Genomic DNA, 15,566 nt, shown 5'->3' with positions numbered 1-15,566 from the left:
TGCCCCGCTCAAGTCCGCCTGAGCTAGGTTTTTTCCCTGAGCGTGGCCGTTGACAATTTCCCAGACCAGCCGCCACTTGCGGTCAATTTGAGTTTCGGGGGAAATGACGACCCACTTCAGGTTGGCGTCTGCCAGATTAGCTCCTTGCAAGTTGGCGCCAATGAGATTGGCCCCCATCAGGTTAGCTCCCTTTAAGTCGGCTCCTCTCAGATCTGCGCCGCTGAGGTCTGCCTGGCTGAGGTTGGCTCCAATCAGGCTGGTGTGGCTTAGATTGACCTGGCTCAGCCTTGCCCGAACTAAACTGGCCCCGCTTAAGTCGAGCCCCCTTAGATCTAGCCGGCTGAGGTTGCCCCCCCTCAGATCTGCCCAGCGAAAGTCCCGCTCGCCGGCTCGATATCTCTCTTCAGGGTTTCCAACTGGACGTAGGGGAACGGGATATCTTTTTGCTACTTGCACCAGTTGAGGGATGCCAGAGTTCAGTAGGGTTTTCCAAACCGCAAACTGCACTTCCCAATCCAGGGGTTGTAGCATTGTCTGTAGAAAAAGCTTTCTGCTTCTTTCGCCAAAACTTCCCATAGCTCCATTTCCGCTAACGAGATCCCCCCTTCTAGGAACTAACTGAACGGCTTCTGAACCACCGGCAACTCCCTCAGCTTCAGCCTGTCCACAGTCTCTTGTAGCCACGGCCCACCCCCTGTTGGCTAGCTTCGTCTCTATTTTTACCTTGACCCTGGAGAGAGCTCAAGTCAAACTTGAGGGGTTCTCTCCAGGAAGCCAGTCTTAATCGAGTCTTAAGATTGTCTAGAGCATTTCAAGCACGCCAGGCTTGAGAAGAGGAGTTCAAACCTGGAAAAGGGATCCCTTGTGCCAGACAATTGAATTGATGGTTATTTCAAACTCGATTAAGACGTTCTCTAGGCACTCCGCGCTGCCGGTGCGTTTGCGACTGCGTTGTGTAGCAGTAACAACATAACGAACCGTTTCAGCTACCCATGCCTCAGTCGGTCTGGGCCAGGGGATCCCGGCAACGCTCGCAGGCAGCAGGTAGATAAAGGGTGTCGCGGCGGCCAAACCACTCGTAGCGGTGATCCCGGATCTGGGCGTAGCCCCAGTCTCCCAAAAGCTTAAGGCCGGGGAGGTTGCGGTAGAGGGCCAGCCACAGGGATCCGCTGGGCAAGAGGGCGGCAATGTGTTCGACGGCGTCGGATCCCTGCCAGCGGCGCTCTGGCTGCTCCAGGTCGATCAGGATCATCCCCAGTTCCATCTGCTCGGGTGGGATCCCCCATTGGGCCAGGGTGGCCGTGTCTTGCATGGGGGCGTAGCGAAACTGCTGGCCGCGATCCAGTTGCTCTAAAAGCTTGACCCCATTGGCGCAAAGGTTGCACAGGCCGTCGTAGATGACCAGGTAGGGCATAGGGATCCTCAGGCAGGGGGCTGGGCCAAAATCCGGGCTTGGTAGTCGGCCTCAGAAAGCAGTTGCTGCGGCTGCCGATCCAGGAACAACCGGCCCAAGAGGTGATCGTATTCGTGCTGGAAGATGCGGGCCGGAAAGTCCCGCCAGACCACCTGCTGCCGCGATCCCGCAGGGGTGTAATACTCCACCTCCACCTCGCGGGCACGGGCCACCAAGCCGCGGCAGTTGGGCACGCTCAAGCAGCCCTCCCACCCCAACACCTGCTCGTCACTCAAGGCCAAGGGACGGGGGTTAATCATGACCAGGGGCTCCATCTGGGGTGCATCGGGATAGCGAGGGTTGGGACGGGAGGCCACGATGAGGATCTGGAGAGGGGATCCCACCTGAGGGGCGGCCAGACCCACCCCTTGCGCCTCTTTCAAAGTGGCGAGCATCTCTTCAATTAGGCTTTGCAAAGCCGGCGTCCCAAACTCGGCGACCGGCTCAGCCACCTGCGTCAGGATGGGATCCCCTATTTGGTGTAGACGCAAGCCCATAGTGTAATTTTTCAAAGCCTCTTCTCCCAGTCTAACGGGGATCCTGGTGGGCAACCTTGCTAGCGATCTTTGCGGCTGGCTACCGTTTCCAAAGCCAGCTTGGAGCGCTTCAGCCCCTCAGGAATGGGGATGGGGTAGTGGCCGGTAAAGCAAGCCGAGCAAAAGGAATTGGGATCCCGACCTGTGGCGGCCAGCATGCCTTCCCAGCTCAAGTAGGCCAATGAGTCCACCCCGATTTTCTCGGCAATTTCTGCTACCGAATACTTGGCGGCAATGAGCTGGTCTTGGCTGTCGGTGTCAATGCCGTAGAAGCAGGGATGGGTAACGGGGGGGCTGGAGATGCGCATGTGGACCTCCGTAGCTCCTGCCTGGCGCAGGGCTTTGACGATTTTCTGGCTGGTGGTGCCCCGCACAATCGAGTCGTCTACAATCACAATCCGCTGCCCCCGCAGCACGTCTTCGAGGGGGTTGAGCTTCATGCGAATGCCCCGCTCCCGCATCGACTGGGTGGGCTGAATAAAGGTGCGGCCCACATAGCGGTTTTTAATTAGCCCTTCCGTGTAGGGGATCCCCAGTTGGCGGGCATAGCCAATGGCTGCCGGTGTGCCGGAGTCGGGCACCGAGATCACCCAGTCGGCCTCTGCCGGAGCTTCTTTGGCCAGTTGTTCTCCCAGCCGCACCCGGTAGGAGTAGAGGCTCTCCCCGTGCATGCAACTGTCGGGGCGGGCAAAGTAGATCATCTCAAAGATGCACAGTTTGGGGTTGGCCTCGGCCCAGCGCAGCGATTGCAACCCCTGACGGCTGATCCACACCAGTTCTCCCGGCTCCACCTGGCGCAGATAATCCGCTCCAATGATATCCAAAGCACAGGTTTCCGAAGCCAACACGTAGTGCAGTGGCTGGGCTTCTGGGTGGTTGAGCGTGCCGTCGCTGCAGAGGATCCCCAGCCTCTGCGGTTGCAGCAGCTCCTGTCTGGCGGGGTTGCTGCTCAAAAGCCCCAACACCAGCGGACGCACGCCGTAGGGATCCCGCGCCCCAATCAGACCCTCTGGCGTGCCGATAACTAGACTGAAAGCCCCGCGGCAGCGGCGCAAAGCTTGACAGGTGGCTCCCACCCAGTCTTGACCTTGGTTCACTGCCTGGGCAATGGTGTGGGCAATACATTCCGAGTCGGTGCTACCGGTGAGGTGGCACTCGGCAGCTTCCAGTTCTCTGCGCAGCTCTTCGGCATTGACCAAGTTCCCATTGTGAGCCAAAGCCAGCGGCCCCAAGCGGGTTTCCACAATCACCGGCTGGGCGTTGGCCATGCGGCTGGATCCCGTAGTGGAGTAGCGGGTGTGGCCTACTGCCAGATCGCCGCTGAGCTGGCCTAAGTTCACCTCGTCAAACACTTGGGAAACCAGCCCCATTGCCTTGTGCACTCGGCAAAAGGCCCCCTCAAAGGTGGCAATCCCCGCCGATTCCTGGCCGCGGTGCTGCAGGGCAAACAGCCCAAAGTAGGTCAGCTTGGCCACCTCCTCGCCGGGGGCCAAAATGCCGAACACGCCGCAGGCCTCTTTGGGCCCTTCCTGAGCTGGCGATGGTTCTGCTTCCACCTTTGCTGCCATGGATCCCCTCTTGCTGTGGCACTTATCAGTCTAACCCGAGCGCTCTTGAGATCTCACCGCCAAGGCGGATCCCATGCGATTGGTGACACCCATAGTGTTTGCAAAAAATTGAGGCTCTATCTATAGTGTTAGGAGCACTTGCGAGACTCTGCTTTCGCGGTTGAGGGAGCAGGACGGTGCGGGTTTTTGAGTTGAACGCTGCCGAGACTCGGTTTTCCTAACAAACCCCCAAGCTTGTGTTGTGAGGAGCCAAAGCCCATGAAACAGCAGCCCCCTAGGTTCCGTCAGAGCTGGATGTTGGCAATCTCTGCGATGAAAGCCAGTGTAGCCGCTTTTGTGTCGTTGTCACTGGTGGCCTGCCAAGAAGATGGCCGCGAGCAACCCTCGGTTACCATTACTCCTGTGCCGGTAACGGTTGTGGCACCGACGCCCACGCCTTTTCTCGTCCCCAGTCCCCTCCCGACGCTCACTCCCGTCCAGACGCCTCTGCTCACCCCGACCCCCACTCCACTCTTGAATCCGTTCCCCAGTCCTTCCCCCACCGCATCCTTCTCGGCGGAGCCACCTTCGATTGCCGTGGTATCGCTGGCGGACGCGCGACAGACGGTTCCTTTTAATGTCTTGGTGGCCGTGACAACTCCTGCGGGTTTGGGAGCTGGCATCAGCTTCCGGGTGGAAATCCGGCGGAACCCTCTCACGCTGACGTTTGATTTCACCGCCGCTGCCGTCGGCTGTCAGGCCAACAGCAAAACCTGCATTGGCACCATCCCCATTACCATTCCCGCTTCTGCTCCCACCGGGGAGTATGAAGTGACGGCGATGGTGGCGGATACCCAAGGCCGCATCGCCTCCGCCAAGGCTCCTCTGCGGGTGTTGCCTGCGCCCAGCCCTTCCCCTTCACCAACGCCAGCCGGCACCCCCAATCCCTTTCCCTCGGTATCGCCTTCGCCTAGCCCCAGTCCTACTCCCAGCCCTTCGCCAACGCCGACGGCCAACCAAAGGAGCGCCCCAACTCCCTAGGGCAGCTCTTGAAGGACTTGCCTCAAGGTGGCGACCAAGCGTTCAATGTGGGTTTCCTCGATGATCAAAGGTGGGGAAAGGGCGATGGTATCACCTGTGGTGCGGATCAGCACGCCCCGTTCGTAGCAGCGTAAGAAAGCTTCAAAAGCCTGCGCTGTCGGTCGGCCAGGGATCCCTTCCAATTCAATGGCCCCCACCAAGCCGAGGTTGCGCACATCGATGACATGGGGCAAGCCCCGCAGAGAATGGAGAGCTTCTTCCCAGAGGGGGGCGAGGCTGGCGGCCCGCTCCAACAAGCCTTCTTCTTGATACAGGTTCAGGGTGGCCAAGCCGGCGGCACTGGCAACCGGGTGGCCGGAGTAGGTATAGCCGTGGAAAAACTCGATGGGGCGATCCTAATCGGCTTGGGATACCTCTGGAAAGTTAGTATTTCCGCTCCTGAGGAAGAAAGCGGGTGATCACCACGGGACGATAGCTGATCTGGGGGGATCCCTCGCGAAAAGCGGCCAAGGTGTGCTGTAAAAACCGTTGATCATCCCGCTGGGGATAGTCTTCCCGCGCGTGGGAGCCGCGACTTTCCCGCCGTTCCAGAGCGCTGGCGAGGATCAAGGCCCCCACCGTCATGAGGTTGTCCAGCTCCAGGGCTTCGATGAGCTCGGTGTTCCACACGCTGCCCCGATCGTCCAGGCGCAAATCCTGCTCGTAACGCCGGCGGATCCGGTGCCATTTTTGGATCCCTTCTCGAAGAACCGATTCGCTGCGATAAACCCCACAATGCTCGGTCATGCAATCTTGAAACTGCCGCCGCACCTGATCAATGCGGCTTGCCCCGGATCGCTCCAGCAGCCTGGCGATCCGCTCGGCGGCCTGGTTGAGCAGGGATCCCTCGTCCAACTTCGGCAAGGCTCGCCCCCTGACGGCTTCTACCATAGCTGCCCCTGTGCGCCGCCCGAAGACCACGCACTCCAGAAGAGAGTTGCTGCCCAGCCGGTTGGCCCCATGCACCGAAACACAGGCCGTTTCACCGGCAGCAAACAGCCCTTCCACGCGGGTATGGGCATCCCGCAGCACCTGCCCATCCACCGTCACCGGGATCCCGCCCATGCAGTAGTGCACCGTCGGTCGCACCGGAATGGGATCCACAACCGCATCGATGCCCAGGTGGCGATGGGCCTCCTCCCAACAAAAGGGCAGCCGCATGTGAATGGTTTCTGCCCCCAGATGCCGCAGATCCAAATAGACAAAATCTTTTCCGTCGATCCCGCGTCCGGCCCGCACCTCCGTAACAATCGCCCGCGACGTGATATCCCGAGGGGCCAACTCCATCTGGCTGGGGGCATAGGCAGCCATAAAGCGCTCTCCTTTCCCGTTGATCAGATAAGCCCCCTCCCCGCGCACCGCCTCCGAGATCAACACCCCCACCGGATACAGGCCCGTGGGATGAAACTGCACAAACTCCATATCCTGCAGAGGCAGGCCGGCCCGCGCCACCATCGCCATGCCGTCGCCGGTCGAGGCAAAGTCGTTGGAGGTGGAGTTGTAGATGCGCCCATAGCCGCCCGTGGCCAACATGACTGCCTTGGCCCGCACCACCTCCAGCCGTCCGCTGGCCAGCTCCAGCATCACCACTCCCTTGACCTGGTTTTCTTCCAGAATGAGCTCCAGCACATACCATTCGCTGTAGAGCTTGACCCCAAAACGCTGGAGGTTGCTCACCAACTCGTGCAAAATGGCGTGCCCGGTTTTGTCGGCGGCATAACAGGTGCGCGGGTGGCTGTGTCCCCCAAAGGCCCGCTGGGCAATGCGGCCATCCGGCAGGCGGGAGAACAAAACCCCCAAGTGCTCCAGATCGATAATCACCTCAGGGGCTTCTCGGGCCAGAATCTCCACCGCATCCTGATCCGCCAGATAATCGGATCCCTTGACGGTATCGAAGGCATGGGCTTCCCAGGAATCTCGCGGATCGACATTTTGCAGGGCAGCGGCAATGCCCCCCTGCGCTGCTACCGAGTGGCTGCGAATCGGATGGGTTTTGGATACCAAGGCCAGGTCGAGGCCGGGATCCCGCCGCATGGCCTCCAAAGCCGCCCGGCAACCGGCCAGCCCCCCGCCAACGATGACAATGTCGTGCTCCAGCATGAATGGATGTGGGCAAACCCTCACAACGGAGAACCACCGCAGGCAAGATGGCGTCTTCCCATTATGCCTGCCCCCATGGCAGCAGCAACCGAACGTGGCTCATTCGCACCGGCAGTGCGGTTCCCGGCAATAGCCCTTTCTGGGGAACCCATCCAACAGGCTTGTCTGGATAGGATAGAAGCTGGAGCCTGCCCTTGATTTGGCTCTGAAGTTTGCTCTGGGCAACCGGTGCTCCTACGGTCAGCGCCTGGAAATACCGTTGACCTCAGCCCGGCAGGCAGCCCTAAACGGTTAACGTCAAGATTGAGTGCGGAGGATGGCTATGCGCATTGCTCAGATTGCCCCTTTGCATGAGAGCGTGCCCCCCAAGCTCTACGGCGGCACCGAGCGAGTGGTGTCCTGGCTAACCGAAGAGCTGGTGCGGCGCGGGCACGAGGTGACCCTATTTGCCAGCGGCGACTCCCAAACCCAAGCTCGCCTGATCCCTTTTCGGGAGCGGGCTTTGCGCTTGGATCCCACGGCCATCGACACGGTGGCGCCCCACATCCTGATGGTGGAGAAAGCCTTTCAGATGGCCGATGAGTTTGACATCATCCACGGCCACATTGACTACTACCCCTACGCCCTGGCCCGCCGCCATCCCCAAGTTTCTTTTTTGGCCACCCTGCACGGGCGATTGGATATTCCCGAGCTGCAGCCTCTCTACACCGAGTTTCAGGACATCCCGGTGGTCTCCATCTCCAATGCCCAGCGGCGGCCCCTGCCCCAGGCGCGCTGGGTGGGGACGGTCTATCATGGTTTGCCCCTGAATCTGCACCGTTTCTATCCAGAAAAGGGAGATTACCTGGCTTTTCTGGGCCGGGTCTCGCCGGAGAAAGGGCTGGACACGGCCATCGAAATTGCCGCGCGGGCGGGGATGCCGCTGAAAGCTGCTATCAAGATTGACGCCGTGGATCGCCAGTACTACGAGTTAGAGATTAAGCCTTTGGCCAGCCGCCACCCCAATGTGGAGATCGTGGGGGAAATCACCGAGCAAGAGAAGAGCGAGTTCTTGGGCAAGGCCTATGCGGTGCTGTTTCCCATCCGCTGGCCGGAACCCTTTGGGCTGGTGATGATCGAAGCGATGGCCTGTGGCACGCCGGTGATTGCCACTCGCTTTGGCTCGGTGCCAGAAGTGATGGCCGACCGCCGCTCCGGCTTTATTGTGGACTCGGTGGAGGAGGCAGTGGAGGCAGTAGAAAAGGTGGGATCCCTTGACCGAGCTGGGGTGCGGCAGGTGTTTGAGGAGCGGTTTAGCGTTGAGAGGATGGTGTCGGAGTACGAGGCTCTTTACAACCAATTGGTGAACGAACGGCAGGAGCGCTCGAAGAAAGCCACCCCCGGCCTGTCAACCCTGCCTAGGTAAAGCCGGGGCTATCTGGGGGGCTACTGTTTTGCTCCTTTGGTTGGGTGGGAAGACGCAGATGGCCGAAGACATCATCCAGATTCAGGATCAGTACTACATCCGCGCCAGCGCTTCCATGGTGGAGGCGCGTCCCCATGTCCTCAAGCAGGACAACTGCTTTGCTATTTTTGACCGCTTGGGCAACATGCGCCCCCTAGGCATCCGGGATCACGGCCTGTTTCGCGACGATACCCGCTTCTTGTCACGGCTGGTCTTGGATTTGCAGGGGAAACAGTTTTTGCTGCTCAGCTCAGAGGTGCGGGAAGACAAGGATATTCTGGCGGTGGATCTGACCAACCCCGAGTTCACCACCTCGAAGGGGCAGTTTATCGGTCAAGATACTCTGCATGTTCTGCGGACTACTTTTTTGTGGAACAACGTGGCCTACGAGCGGATTCGCATCCACAACTACGGCTCGGAGCCGTTTCGGGTGCCGCTTACCCTGCGCTTTGAGGCCGATTTTGCCGATATGTTTGAGATTCGCGGCATCCGGCGGACAAAGCGGGGACAACTGCTGCCAGCCCAGGTGAGCTCAGAAGGGGTAACCTTGCGCTACCACGGCCTGGACGGGGTGGAGCGGCAAACCCGGATCTTGTTTTCTCCTGCGCCGGACGTGGTTTCGGAAAAGCTGGCGCAGTGGTGGGTGCCGCTGGCGCCGCAGGAGGAGCGGGACTTAGAGGTGAGGGTCGTCTGCAGCTATGGCGGCGAGGAGATCCCGCTCTTGAGCTACCAGGAGGCGCTGCAGGCGGAGCGGGAGCAGCGGGCCGTGTTGCGCTCTCTGGCCCACCGCATCGATACTGGCAACGCCCAGTTTAACGAGTGGCTCAACGCCTCGCGGGACGACCTGGTGATGATGCTGGCCCGCACCCCCTATGGGCTCTATCCCCACGCCGGGGTGCCTTGGTTTGCCACGGTCTTTGGCCGCGACGCGCTAATCACCGCCTTGGCCACCCTCTGGTGGTTCCCCGACTTGGCCCGGGGGGTGTTGCTGTACCTAGCAGCCCACCAGGCTCAGGAGGTGGATCCCAGCCGCGATGCTGAGCCGGGCAAGATCCTGCACGAGCAGCGCTACAGCGAGATGGCCAAGACGCGTGAGATCCCCTTTGGCAATTATTTCGGCAGCATCGACGCCACTCCTTTGTTTGTGGTGCTAGCAGGGCGCTATGTGCGCCGCAGTGGGGATCTCGAGCTGTTGCGGCAGTTGTGGCCGAATATCGAGGCAGCTCTCCACTGGATGGACACCTACGGGGATCCCGACGGCGACGGCTTTTTGGAGTATGCCGGTAAGGCGCGGCGGGGCCTGCGCAACCAGGGCTGGAAAGACTCGGAAGATGCCATCTTCTATGCCGACGGATCCCTGGCCGAGCCACCCATAGCCCTGTGCGAGGTGCAGGGCTACGCCTACGAGGCCAAGCTGTTGGCGGCGGAGATGGCGGAGCTGTTGGGGCGGCACGAGCAAGCAGCGCAACTGCGGCAGCAGGCCCAGAAACTGCAGCAGCGGTTTTGGGAGCAGTTTTGGTGCGAGGAGCTGGGCGGCTATGTCCTGGCTTTGGACGGGCGCAAGCAGCCCTGCCGCGTGCGCAGCTCCAACATGGGCCACTGCCTGTTTTCTGGGATCGCCCACCCGCAGCATGCCGAGCGCATCGCGCGGCAACTTTTGGAGCCGGCTTTTTTCAGCGGCTGGGGCATCCGCACGCTGGCAGAAGGGGAAGGGCGCTACAACCCCATGTCTTACCACAACGGCTCCATCTGGCCCCACGACAACGCCCTGATTGCAGCCGGACTCTCCCGCTATGGCCACAAGGCGGCGGCGGCCCAGGTGTTGACGGCCTTGTTCGATGCCAGCCAGTTTCTGGAGCTGCGGCGGCTGCCGGAGCTGTTCTGTGGCTTTCGCCGGCGCCAGCGGGAAGGCCCCACCCTCTACCCGGTGGCCTGTCTGCCCCAGTCCTGGGCGGCGGCCAGCGTGTTCCTGCTGCTGCAGGCCTGCCTAGGCCTGGAGATCGACGGGCTGGCCCAACAGGTGCGCCTCACCCAGCCCACCCTGCCCCTGTGGCTGCCCCATGTAACTCTTGAGAACATCCAGGTGGGGCGGGGATCCCTGGACATCGGTCTGTATCTCCAGGCAGGAGGGGTGGGGATCAACGTCCTCAGGAGCACGGGGGAGGTGGAGCTGACGGTGAGGTAGGCTACCGCTCCTGCAGCATGTCCTGGATGGAAAGCTGATCCAGGTTCCAGAGAGGGCCGAGGATGGGGCGGGGATCCACCCCTTGCAGGCGGTTGCGCAGGGCCGAGAGCACCAGGGGGTTGAAGGTGCCGATCTGGGGCAGTTGTTCCTGGATGATCACTTGAAAGCGGTCGTAGAGGGCCTTGCGCTTTTCAAAGTCCAGCTCCCGCACCCCCGCAATAAAGATGCGGTCGATCTCCCGCTCCCAATCGCTCACTTCCACTCCTTCGGCGGGATTGCCGGGCAGATCCCCCAGGTTAAACAGGTGCAGGCGGCCATCGCTGCGCCAGATGTTGGAGCCGTTGTTGGGCTCGGTGCCGCCGCCGCCAAAGCCCAGCAACAAGGTTTCCCAGTCGCGGCTGTCGGTGCGCTGCACCACCGTGTTGAAGGCGATGGGGGTGAAGTCAACGGTGATGCCGATCCGTGCCAGGTCGGCCTTGATCAGGGCGCCGGTGGCCTCCCGCTGGTTGTTGCCGGCGTTGGTGATGAGACTGAAGCGGACGCGGTTGCCGTCGGGATCCCGTAGGTGGCCTTCGGCGTCGTAGGTATAGCCGGCAGCCAAGAGCAGTTGCCGCGCCTTTTCGGGATCGTAGTCGTAGGTGGGCAGGCCCTCTGCCGGGCTGAGGTAAAAGGGGCTGGCGGGGGAGAAGACCGAGTGCTGGATCTCGCCCAGCCCCTGCAGGACGCTCTCGACGTAAAATTGCCGGTTCAGGGCGTGGGCCACCGCCCGGCGGAAGTTCAAATCGTTGAACCAGCGGCTTTTGACGGGATCCACAAAGGGCCGTCCGGTTTGGGGGTTGCGGGCCCGGCTGAGGTTGAAGGCAAAGAAATTGTTGTTGAGGGTGGGGCCGAGATTGTAAATCCTGAACTGATCCCGTTCTTCCTCCCGCTTCAGGAGCTGAAAATCTCTGCCTCGCACCGAAAACACGTCGGTCTCGCCGGAGCGAAACTGCAACAGGGCCGTATCTTCCGAGTCCACGATGCGCAGGATGACCCGCTCGATGCGCGGGATCCCTTCCCCTTTCCAGTAGTAGGGGTTGGGACGGTACACCAGCCGCTGTCCGGGGGTATATTCCTGCAAGATGTAGGGGCCGGCCCCCACCAATTCCTGCACCGGCGTGTCAACTCCCCAGGTCTGGAGAAAGAGGGGGTTGCCCTGGCCGTCCACCTGCTCCACAGTGGGCTGCAGAATGTGCTTGGGCAAGAGAGGGGACCCGGCCTGCAACAGGAAAGGGGCAAAGGGCTCCGGCAGGACAAACTCAACCCGCCGCTCGTCCAAGGCCCGCACCTGGGGCAGCGCCCCCGCCTCGCCGATGCGCAACACATCCCGCGCCGAGGTCGGGATCCGCTCGTCAAAGATGATGCGGTTGAAGGTAAAGTCCACATCTGCCGCTGTCAGGGGCTCCCCGTCCGACCAGCGCAGCCCCTCCCGCAAGGTGAAGACATAGCGCAAGCCGTCCTCAGACACTTCCCAGCCTTCCGCCAGCTCCGGCTTGGGCAGGAGGGTATCTTCATCGAGGGTGACCAGGCCCGCCTCCAGGTAAGCGATGGCGTCGCGGCTGGAGCTCTCGGTGGCCAGATAGGTGTTGAAGGTTTTGGGATCCGAGGTGACGGTGGCAATCAGGTGGGGCGGGCGAGCGGGGGCAGCACAGGCGCTAAGCCAGAGAAGGAGGATCCCTAGGAATAGGGGGGCAAAAAGGCTGCTCTTGAGCTGCTCTGTTGAGGTATTGCTTTGGCCTGCCATTTCCTTTGCTGAGTATCCGAGCAAGTTTGAGGGGGCCCGCCGGCGGCCCTCACCCCCAGCCCCTCTCCTGGAGATGCCCAAGCGCTCCGCGCCGCTCACGCGACCACCCCCAGCCCCTCTCCCGGGGGGAGTCAGCCCTCACCCCCGGCCCCTCTCCCTGAGGGAGAGGGGAGCTGGGATCGAGGCGGCAGGGGGTTTCACGACAATGGGGGCCAATTGGTTTTTTGAGGGAGCGATTGCTTGCCAGTTTGGCAGCTTGGGCAGGGCAACGGCCAGGTGCTTTCCGCAAGCCGGCAGCTCAGCGTTCCACCAGCAGGGCGACGGCAAAGGCAGCCATGGCCTCTCCCTGGCCGACGGGGCCGAGTTTTTCGTTGGTGGTGGCCTTCACGCCTACCTGTTTGGGCGATAGTTGCATGGCCTCGGCCAGGCGGGCCTGCATGGCGGGGATGTGGGGCTTGAGCTTGGGCTGCTCTGCCACCACGACGCTATCGACGTTGGCAATGCGCCAGCCCTCTTGGCTTACCAACTGCACCACCTGCTGCAAGAGGAGAATGCTGTCTGCCCCTTTCCAGCGCTCCTCTTCCGGGGGAAAGTAGTAGCCAATGTCCCGCAGGGCGGCGGCTCCTAGGAGGGCGTCCATAATGGCGTGGGTGAGCACGTCGGCGTCGCTGTGGCCCAACAGACCCTTTTCATAAGGGATCCGGATCCCGCCTAGGATCAGGGGGCGCCCTTCTACGAGGCGGTGGATGTCATAGCCCTGGCCAATGCGCACTGTTGCGGCTCCCTTGGGAACACCAGCGAGACTTTTGCCAACTTCCTTCCAAGAGCTTGGCTCACCGGGAGAGGAAAAGCGGCTGTTGAGAACGACTTCTTTCTATTCTGCCGACTCGAGAGGGGAGGAGCAGATGGGACAGGAAGAACCGCTGTAGCAGTCGAAGCAGATAAGGTGGGATTTCCCGTAGGGATTGGTACAGCGCTTGGCCCATTGATAGTCGCCGTAGCCGAGCTCTTTCCCACAGACATCACACCTGGGCATCGTTTTCTCCTCAAAAGTCTTGTAGCTAGAAGAATACAGCGCTAGAGGGATCCGGGGATCCCTGAGTCTCTAGAGAGAGACGATCCGCCAGATCCGCAGGGGATCCCGTCTTCCAGCGGCGTCCAGCCCGGCTGCCAGAGATCCCGGTTTTTGAGGGTGGCGGCGTTGACCCAGAGGCGCACCTGGGGATCGCAGACGGCCCTCAGCTCGGCAAACACCAGCCCCCCTTGCCCCTCTTGGCGGGCGGCGACCTGAAAATGTCGCCAACCCATCACAGGCTGGACAGAAGTCCACTTGGAGCCCAGCAGATGGGGAAAGCGCTGTTTTTGGCGGGGTTTGCTGCGAGCCATAGAGCTGCTTGCCAACCTTGCTCCAGGGCTGTCCTCGGCTGGATGGGGGAGACCGAGGGCGATAGGATCGCTAGGGATGCTTCGGCATTCCAAGCTCCTTCCCTCAGCATATCCACCTATGGTGCAGCACAAGCAACGGCTTGGGTTCTCTTGGCAGCAGGTATTGCTGCTCCTCCTGGCCTGGCTGGTTTGGGCAACGGGACTGCCCCTGGTCGCGTCCAGCGCTTGGGCGGCAACTGAGCCGGCACTCTCTGGCAAACTCACAGGGCCGGAGTGGCGCCAGGCGGATCCTGAGGCCAAGCAGGCGTTTTGTCGCAAAGCCTTTCAGGCGTTTCGGGCCTCTCCTGCCCAGAGTTACATCATCAGCTCCAATGTGCAAGCTTTGACCCCAGAAGGTCTGTGTCAGCGGCTGGATCAGTTTTATCAGTACGCCATCCACGACGAGATCCCGCTCAACCAAGCCGCCAACATTGCCCCCTTGCTGTTCTCGGATCAGCCGCTGGAGCAGCCCTGATGCGCCAGGGATCCGCAAAGCTGCCGGCAAAGGGATCCCAAGCCTAAGTGACCAGTTGAGATCATCTGCCCCCTGCTGTTGGGGCAGGTCTTGGCAGCAGGGTCGATAATAGAACTGTTCTCTTGCAGCTCTCAAGTTCTATGGCCGGCTCCGTCATTGCTCCTGAAAACCTGCTGGATCTTTGCGAACAGGGTGTGCAAAAGGCCTTGGCTGCCGGGGCCGACCAAGCAGAGGTGTTTGCCAACTCAGGCCGTGAGACGGAAGTAACTTTTGAGAAAAATGACCTCAACCTGGCCCGCAGCAGCAGCGAGACCCTGTTCGGCATCCGGGTTTTCTGCGGCGGCAGGCTGGGCTTTGCCACTTCCAACCGCCCGGAAGAGCTGGCCGAGACAGCGGCTGAGGCGGTGGCCATGGCCAAGGCTTCGCCGGCGGATCCCCTCAACGGCCTGCCGGATCCCCAGCCTCTGCCCCAGGTGCCCTTTGCCCTCGACCCAGGCCTGCTGGAACTGGATGCTGCCGAGCTGACGCAACTGGGATCCCAACTGGTGGAGTGGGTGCGCTTCCAAGACCCCCGCATCACCATTGACAGCGGCTCCTTCAGCGTGGAAGAGGATACCGTGGCCATTGCTTCTTCCACCGGCATCCGCGCCAACTACCACAGCGTCGAGGCGGGCGGATCCCTGTTTGGCATGGCCATCGATGGGGACGAGGTGGGCAGCTTTGCCTACGACGGCGACAGTGTGCAGAAGCGGGCGGAGCTGCTGCCGGCGCTGGAGCGGGCTTTTGAGCGCTTTGTGCAAAAGTGTGTGGGGGCCCTAGGGGCTAGGGAGGGGGAGAGTTTTCGCGGCCCCATCGTCCTGCCGCCGGATGTGGTGGAGGAGTTTCTGGGAGACCTCCTCTTTGTGCTGGGGGCGGACGCGGTGCGCAAGGGCAAAAGCCCGCTGGCGCAGAAGATGGGATCCCTGATCGCCAGCCCCCTGTTGACCTTGGTTTCCGAGGGGCTGGGCTTGCCCGGCCACCCCATCGAGCCCTTCGACCGCGAGGGGATGCCACGCCAAATTACCCCCCTGATCCACGAAGGGATCCTCTGCAACTTCATGTACAACAGCTACGAAGGCCGGGCTGCCGGCGTTCCCTCCAACGGCCATGCCACAGGGGGGGCGGGCAGCTTGCCGGGCGTGGGGCCGGCCTGTCTGAGCGTGGCCCCGGGGACAACCCCTTTGTCTGAGCTGTATGCGATGGAGCGGGGCATTATCGTCACGCGGCTTTCCGGCAGCAGCAACCCGATCACCGGCGATTTTTCCGGAGTGGTGAAGGGGGGCTTTTTGGTCAAAGGTGGCGAGAAGCGCCCCATCCTGGAGACCACCATTGCCGGCAACCTCTACGATTGTTTGCGCAATATCTCCGCCATCTCACAAGAGGTAACTGTTTTCAACGGCACCACGGCCTTTCCGACTCTGCGCATCGAAGATGTATCGGTAACGGCGGGCTAATCCTGAAGCGGCAGGCAAGGCCCTCCACAGCCGGGCAGAGCATTT

14 protein-coding genes are annotated in these 15,566 nt (G+C 61.3%); 5 read left to right on the top strand and 9 right to left on the bottom strand.

Annotated elements, in window-relative coordinates; genetic code table 11:
- From NW844_RS07025 to purF, 4 genes are all read right to left on the bottom strand, one after another.
- Positions 1–531: pentapeptide repeat-containing protein (locus tag NW844_RS07025; protein ID WP_414334672.1), on the bottom strand; the 531-nt coding region annotated here is incomplete at its 3' end.
- A 466-nt stretch (positions 532–997) separates the two neighbouring features.
- Positions 998–1,414 (bottom strand): thiol-disulfide oxidoreductase DCC family protein, encoded by a 417-nt coding sequence (locus NW844_RS07020; protein WP_414334670.1) that lies wholly within the window; start codon positions 1,412–1,414, stop codon positions 998–1,000.
- A gap of 8 nt (positions 1,415–1,422) precedes the next feature.
- Positions 1,423–1,965 carry a peptide deformylase gene (gene def / locus NW844_RS07015; protein WP_414334668.1) on the bottom strand — a complete coding sequence of 181 codons (543 nt, stop codon included), beginning with the start codon at positions 1,963–1,965 and terminating at the stop codon, positions 1,423–1,425.
- A gap of 44 nt (positions 1,966–2,009) precedes the next feature.
- A complete protein-coding gene (gene purF, locus NW844_RS07010; RefSeq protein WP_414334666.1) occupies positions 2,010–3,557 on the bottom strand; it encodes an amidophosphoribosyltransferase in 1,548 nt (515 codons plus the stop codon).
- Positions 3,558–3,851: 294 nt separating this feature from the next.
- Here purF and NW844_RS07005 point away from each other — a divergent pair, with 294 nt between their 5' ends.
- Complete coding sequence (locus NW844_RS07005; protein ID WP_414334664.1) at positions 3,852–4,577, top strand: hypothetical protein; 726 nt, start codon at positions 3,852–3,854, stop codon at positions 4,575–4,577.
- Here NW844_RS07005 and NW844_RS07000 read toward each other — a convergent pair.
- Together NW844_RS07000 and NW844_RS06995 are read right to left on the bottom strand one after the other, a co-directional pair.
- Positions 4,574–4,906 carry an aminotransferase class III-fold pyridoxal phosphate-dependent enzyme gene (locus NW844_RS07000; protein WP_414334662.1) on the bottom strand — a complete coding sequence of 111 codons (333 nt, stop codon included), beginning with the start codon at positions 4,904–4,906 and terminating at the stop codon, positions 4,574–4,576. The genes NW844_RS07005 and NW844_RS07000 overlap by 4 nt on opposite strands.
- A gap of 94 nt (positions 4,907–5,000) precedes the next feature.
- Complete coding sequence (locus NW844_RS06995) at positions 5,001–6,716, bottom strand: succinate dehydrogenase/fumarate reductase flavoprotein subunit (protein WP_414334660.1); 1,716 nt, start codon at positions 6,714–6,716, stop codon at positions 5,001–5,003.
- Positions 6,717–7,038: 322 nt separating this feature from the next.
- Here NW844_RS06995 and NW844_RS06990 point away from each other — a divergent pair, with 322 nt between their 5' ends.
- Both NW844_RS06990 and NW844_RS06985 read left to right on the top strand, forming a co-directional pair.
- Positions 7,039–8,121, top strand: a complete 1,083-nt coding sequence (locus tag NW844_RS06990) for a glycosyltransferase family 4 protein (RefSeq protein ID WP_414334659.1) — start codon at positions 7,039–7,041, stop codon at positions 8,119–8,121.
- A gap of 58 nt (positions 8,122–8,179) precedes the next feature.
- Positions 8,180–10,345: a glycogen debranching N-terminal domain-containing protein gene (locus NW844_RS06985; protein ID WP_414334657.1), complete on the top strand. Its 2,166-nt coding sequence runs from the start codon at positions 8,180–8,182 to the stop codon at positions 10,343–10,345.
- Between the two features lies 1 nt (position 10,346).
- On the opposite strand, the gene NW844_RS06980 is transcribed toward NW844_RS06985, so the two are convergent.
- The 3 genes from NW844_RS06980 to NW844_RS06970 all read right to left on the bottom strand — a co-directional run bounded on the left by NW844_RS06980 (position 10,347) and on the right by NW844_RS06970 (position 13,514).
- Positions 10,347–12,128, bottom strand: a complete 1,782-nt coding sequence (locus NW844_RS06980) for an ABC transporter substrate-binding protein (protein ID WP_414334655.1) — start codon at positions 12,126–12,128, stop codon at positions 10,347–10,349.
- Between the two features lie 298 nt (positions 12,129–12,426).
- Positions 12,427–12,900 carry a 2-C-methyl-D-erythritol 2,4-cyclodiphosphate synthase gene (gene ispF, locus NW844_RS06975; protein ID WP_414334653.1) on the bottom strand — a complete coding sequence of 158 codons (474 nt, stop codon included), beginning with the start codon at positions 12,898–12,900 and terminating at the stop codon, positions 12,427–12,429.
- 305 nt (positions 12,901–13,205) lie between these two features.
- The gene (locus NW844_RS06970) at positions 13,206–13,514 is read right to left on the bottom strand and encodes a TIGR02450 family Trp-rich protein (RefSeq protein ID WP_414334651.1); all 309 of its coding nucleotides are present in this window, start codon (positions 13,512–13,514) and stop codon (positions 13,206–13,208) included.
- A gap of 118 nt (positions 13,515–13,632) precedes the next feature.
- Between NW844_RS06970 and NW844_RS06965 the strand changes: the two genes are divergently transcribed.
- Both NW844_RS06965 and NW844_RS06960 read left to right on the top strand, forming a co-directional pair.
- Positions 13,633–14,028: a hypothetical protein gene (locus NW844_RS06965; protein ID WP_414334649.1), complete on the top strand. Its 396-nt coding sequence runs from the start codon at positions 13,633–13,635 to the stop codon at positions 14,026–14,028.
- A gap of 140 nt (positions 14,029–14,168) precedes the next feature.
- Positions 14,169–15,521 carry a TldD/PmbA family protein gene (locus tag NW844_RS06960; RefSeq protein ID WP_414334647.1) on the top strand — a complete coding sequence of 451 codons (1,353 nt, stop codon included), beginning with the start codon at positions 14,169–14,171 and terminating at the stop codon, positions 15,519–15,521.
- The last annotated feature ends 45 nt before the right edge of the window (positions 15,522–15,566 follow it).

The organism is Synechococcus sp. H55.2, from assembly GCF_047462495.1.
GTDB lineage: Bacteria > Cyanobacteriota > Cyanobacteriia > Thermostichales > Thermostichaceae > Thermostichus.
Note: the sequence above shows the minus strand (reverse complement) of the source record. Positions and strands in the feature narration are given on the sequence as shown.

Coding starts and splice junctions, on each gene's coding strand:
- NW844_RS07020 (WP_414334670.1), bottom strand. CDS start 1,414: ATGCCCTACCTGGTCATCTACGACGGCCTGTGCAACCTTTGCGCCAAT.
- purF (WP_414334666.1), bottom strand. CDS start 3,557: ATGGCAGCAAAGGTGGAAGCAGAACCATCGCCAGCTCAGGAAGGGCCC.
- NW844_RS07005 (WP_414334664.1), top strand. CDS start 3,852: ATGTTGGCAATCTCTGCGATGAAAGCCAGTGTAGCCGCTTTTGTGTCG.
- NW844_RS06995 (WP_414334660.1), bottom strand. CDS start 6,716: ATGCTGGAGCACGACATTGTCATCGTTGGCGGGGGGCTGGCCGGTTGC.
- NW844_RS06990 (WP_414334659.1), top strand. CDS start 7,039: ATGCGCATTGCTCAGATTGCCCCTTTGCATGAGAGCGTGCCCCCCAAG.
- NW844_RS06985 (WP_414334657.1), top strand. CDS start 8,180: ATGGCCGAAGACATCATCCAGATTCAGGATCAGTACTACATCCGCGCC.
- NW844_RS06980 (WP_414334655.1), bottom strand. CDS start 12,128: ATGGCAGGCCAAAGCAATACCTCAACAGAGCAGCTCAAGAGCAGCCTT.
- NW844_RS06970 (WP_414334651.1), bottom strand. CDS start 13,514: ATGGCTCGCAGCAAACCCCGCCAAAAACAGCGCTTTCCCCATCTGCTG.
- NW844_RS06965 (WP_414334649.1), top strand. CDS start 13,633: ATGGTGCAGCACAAGCAACGGCTTGGGTTCTCTTGGCAGCAGGTATTG.
- NW844_RS06960 (WP_414334647.1), top strand. CDS start 14,169: ATGGCCGGCTCCGTCATTGCTCCTGAAAACCTGCTGGATCTTTGCGAA.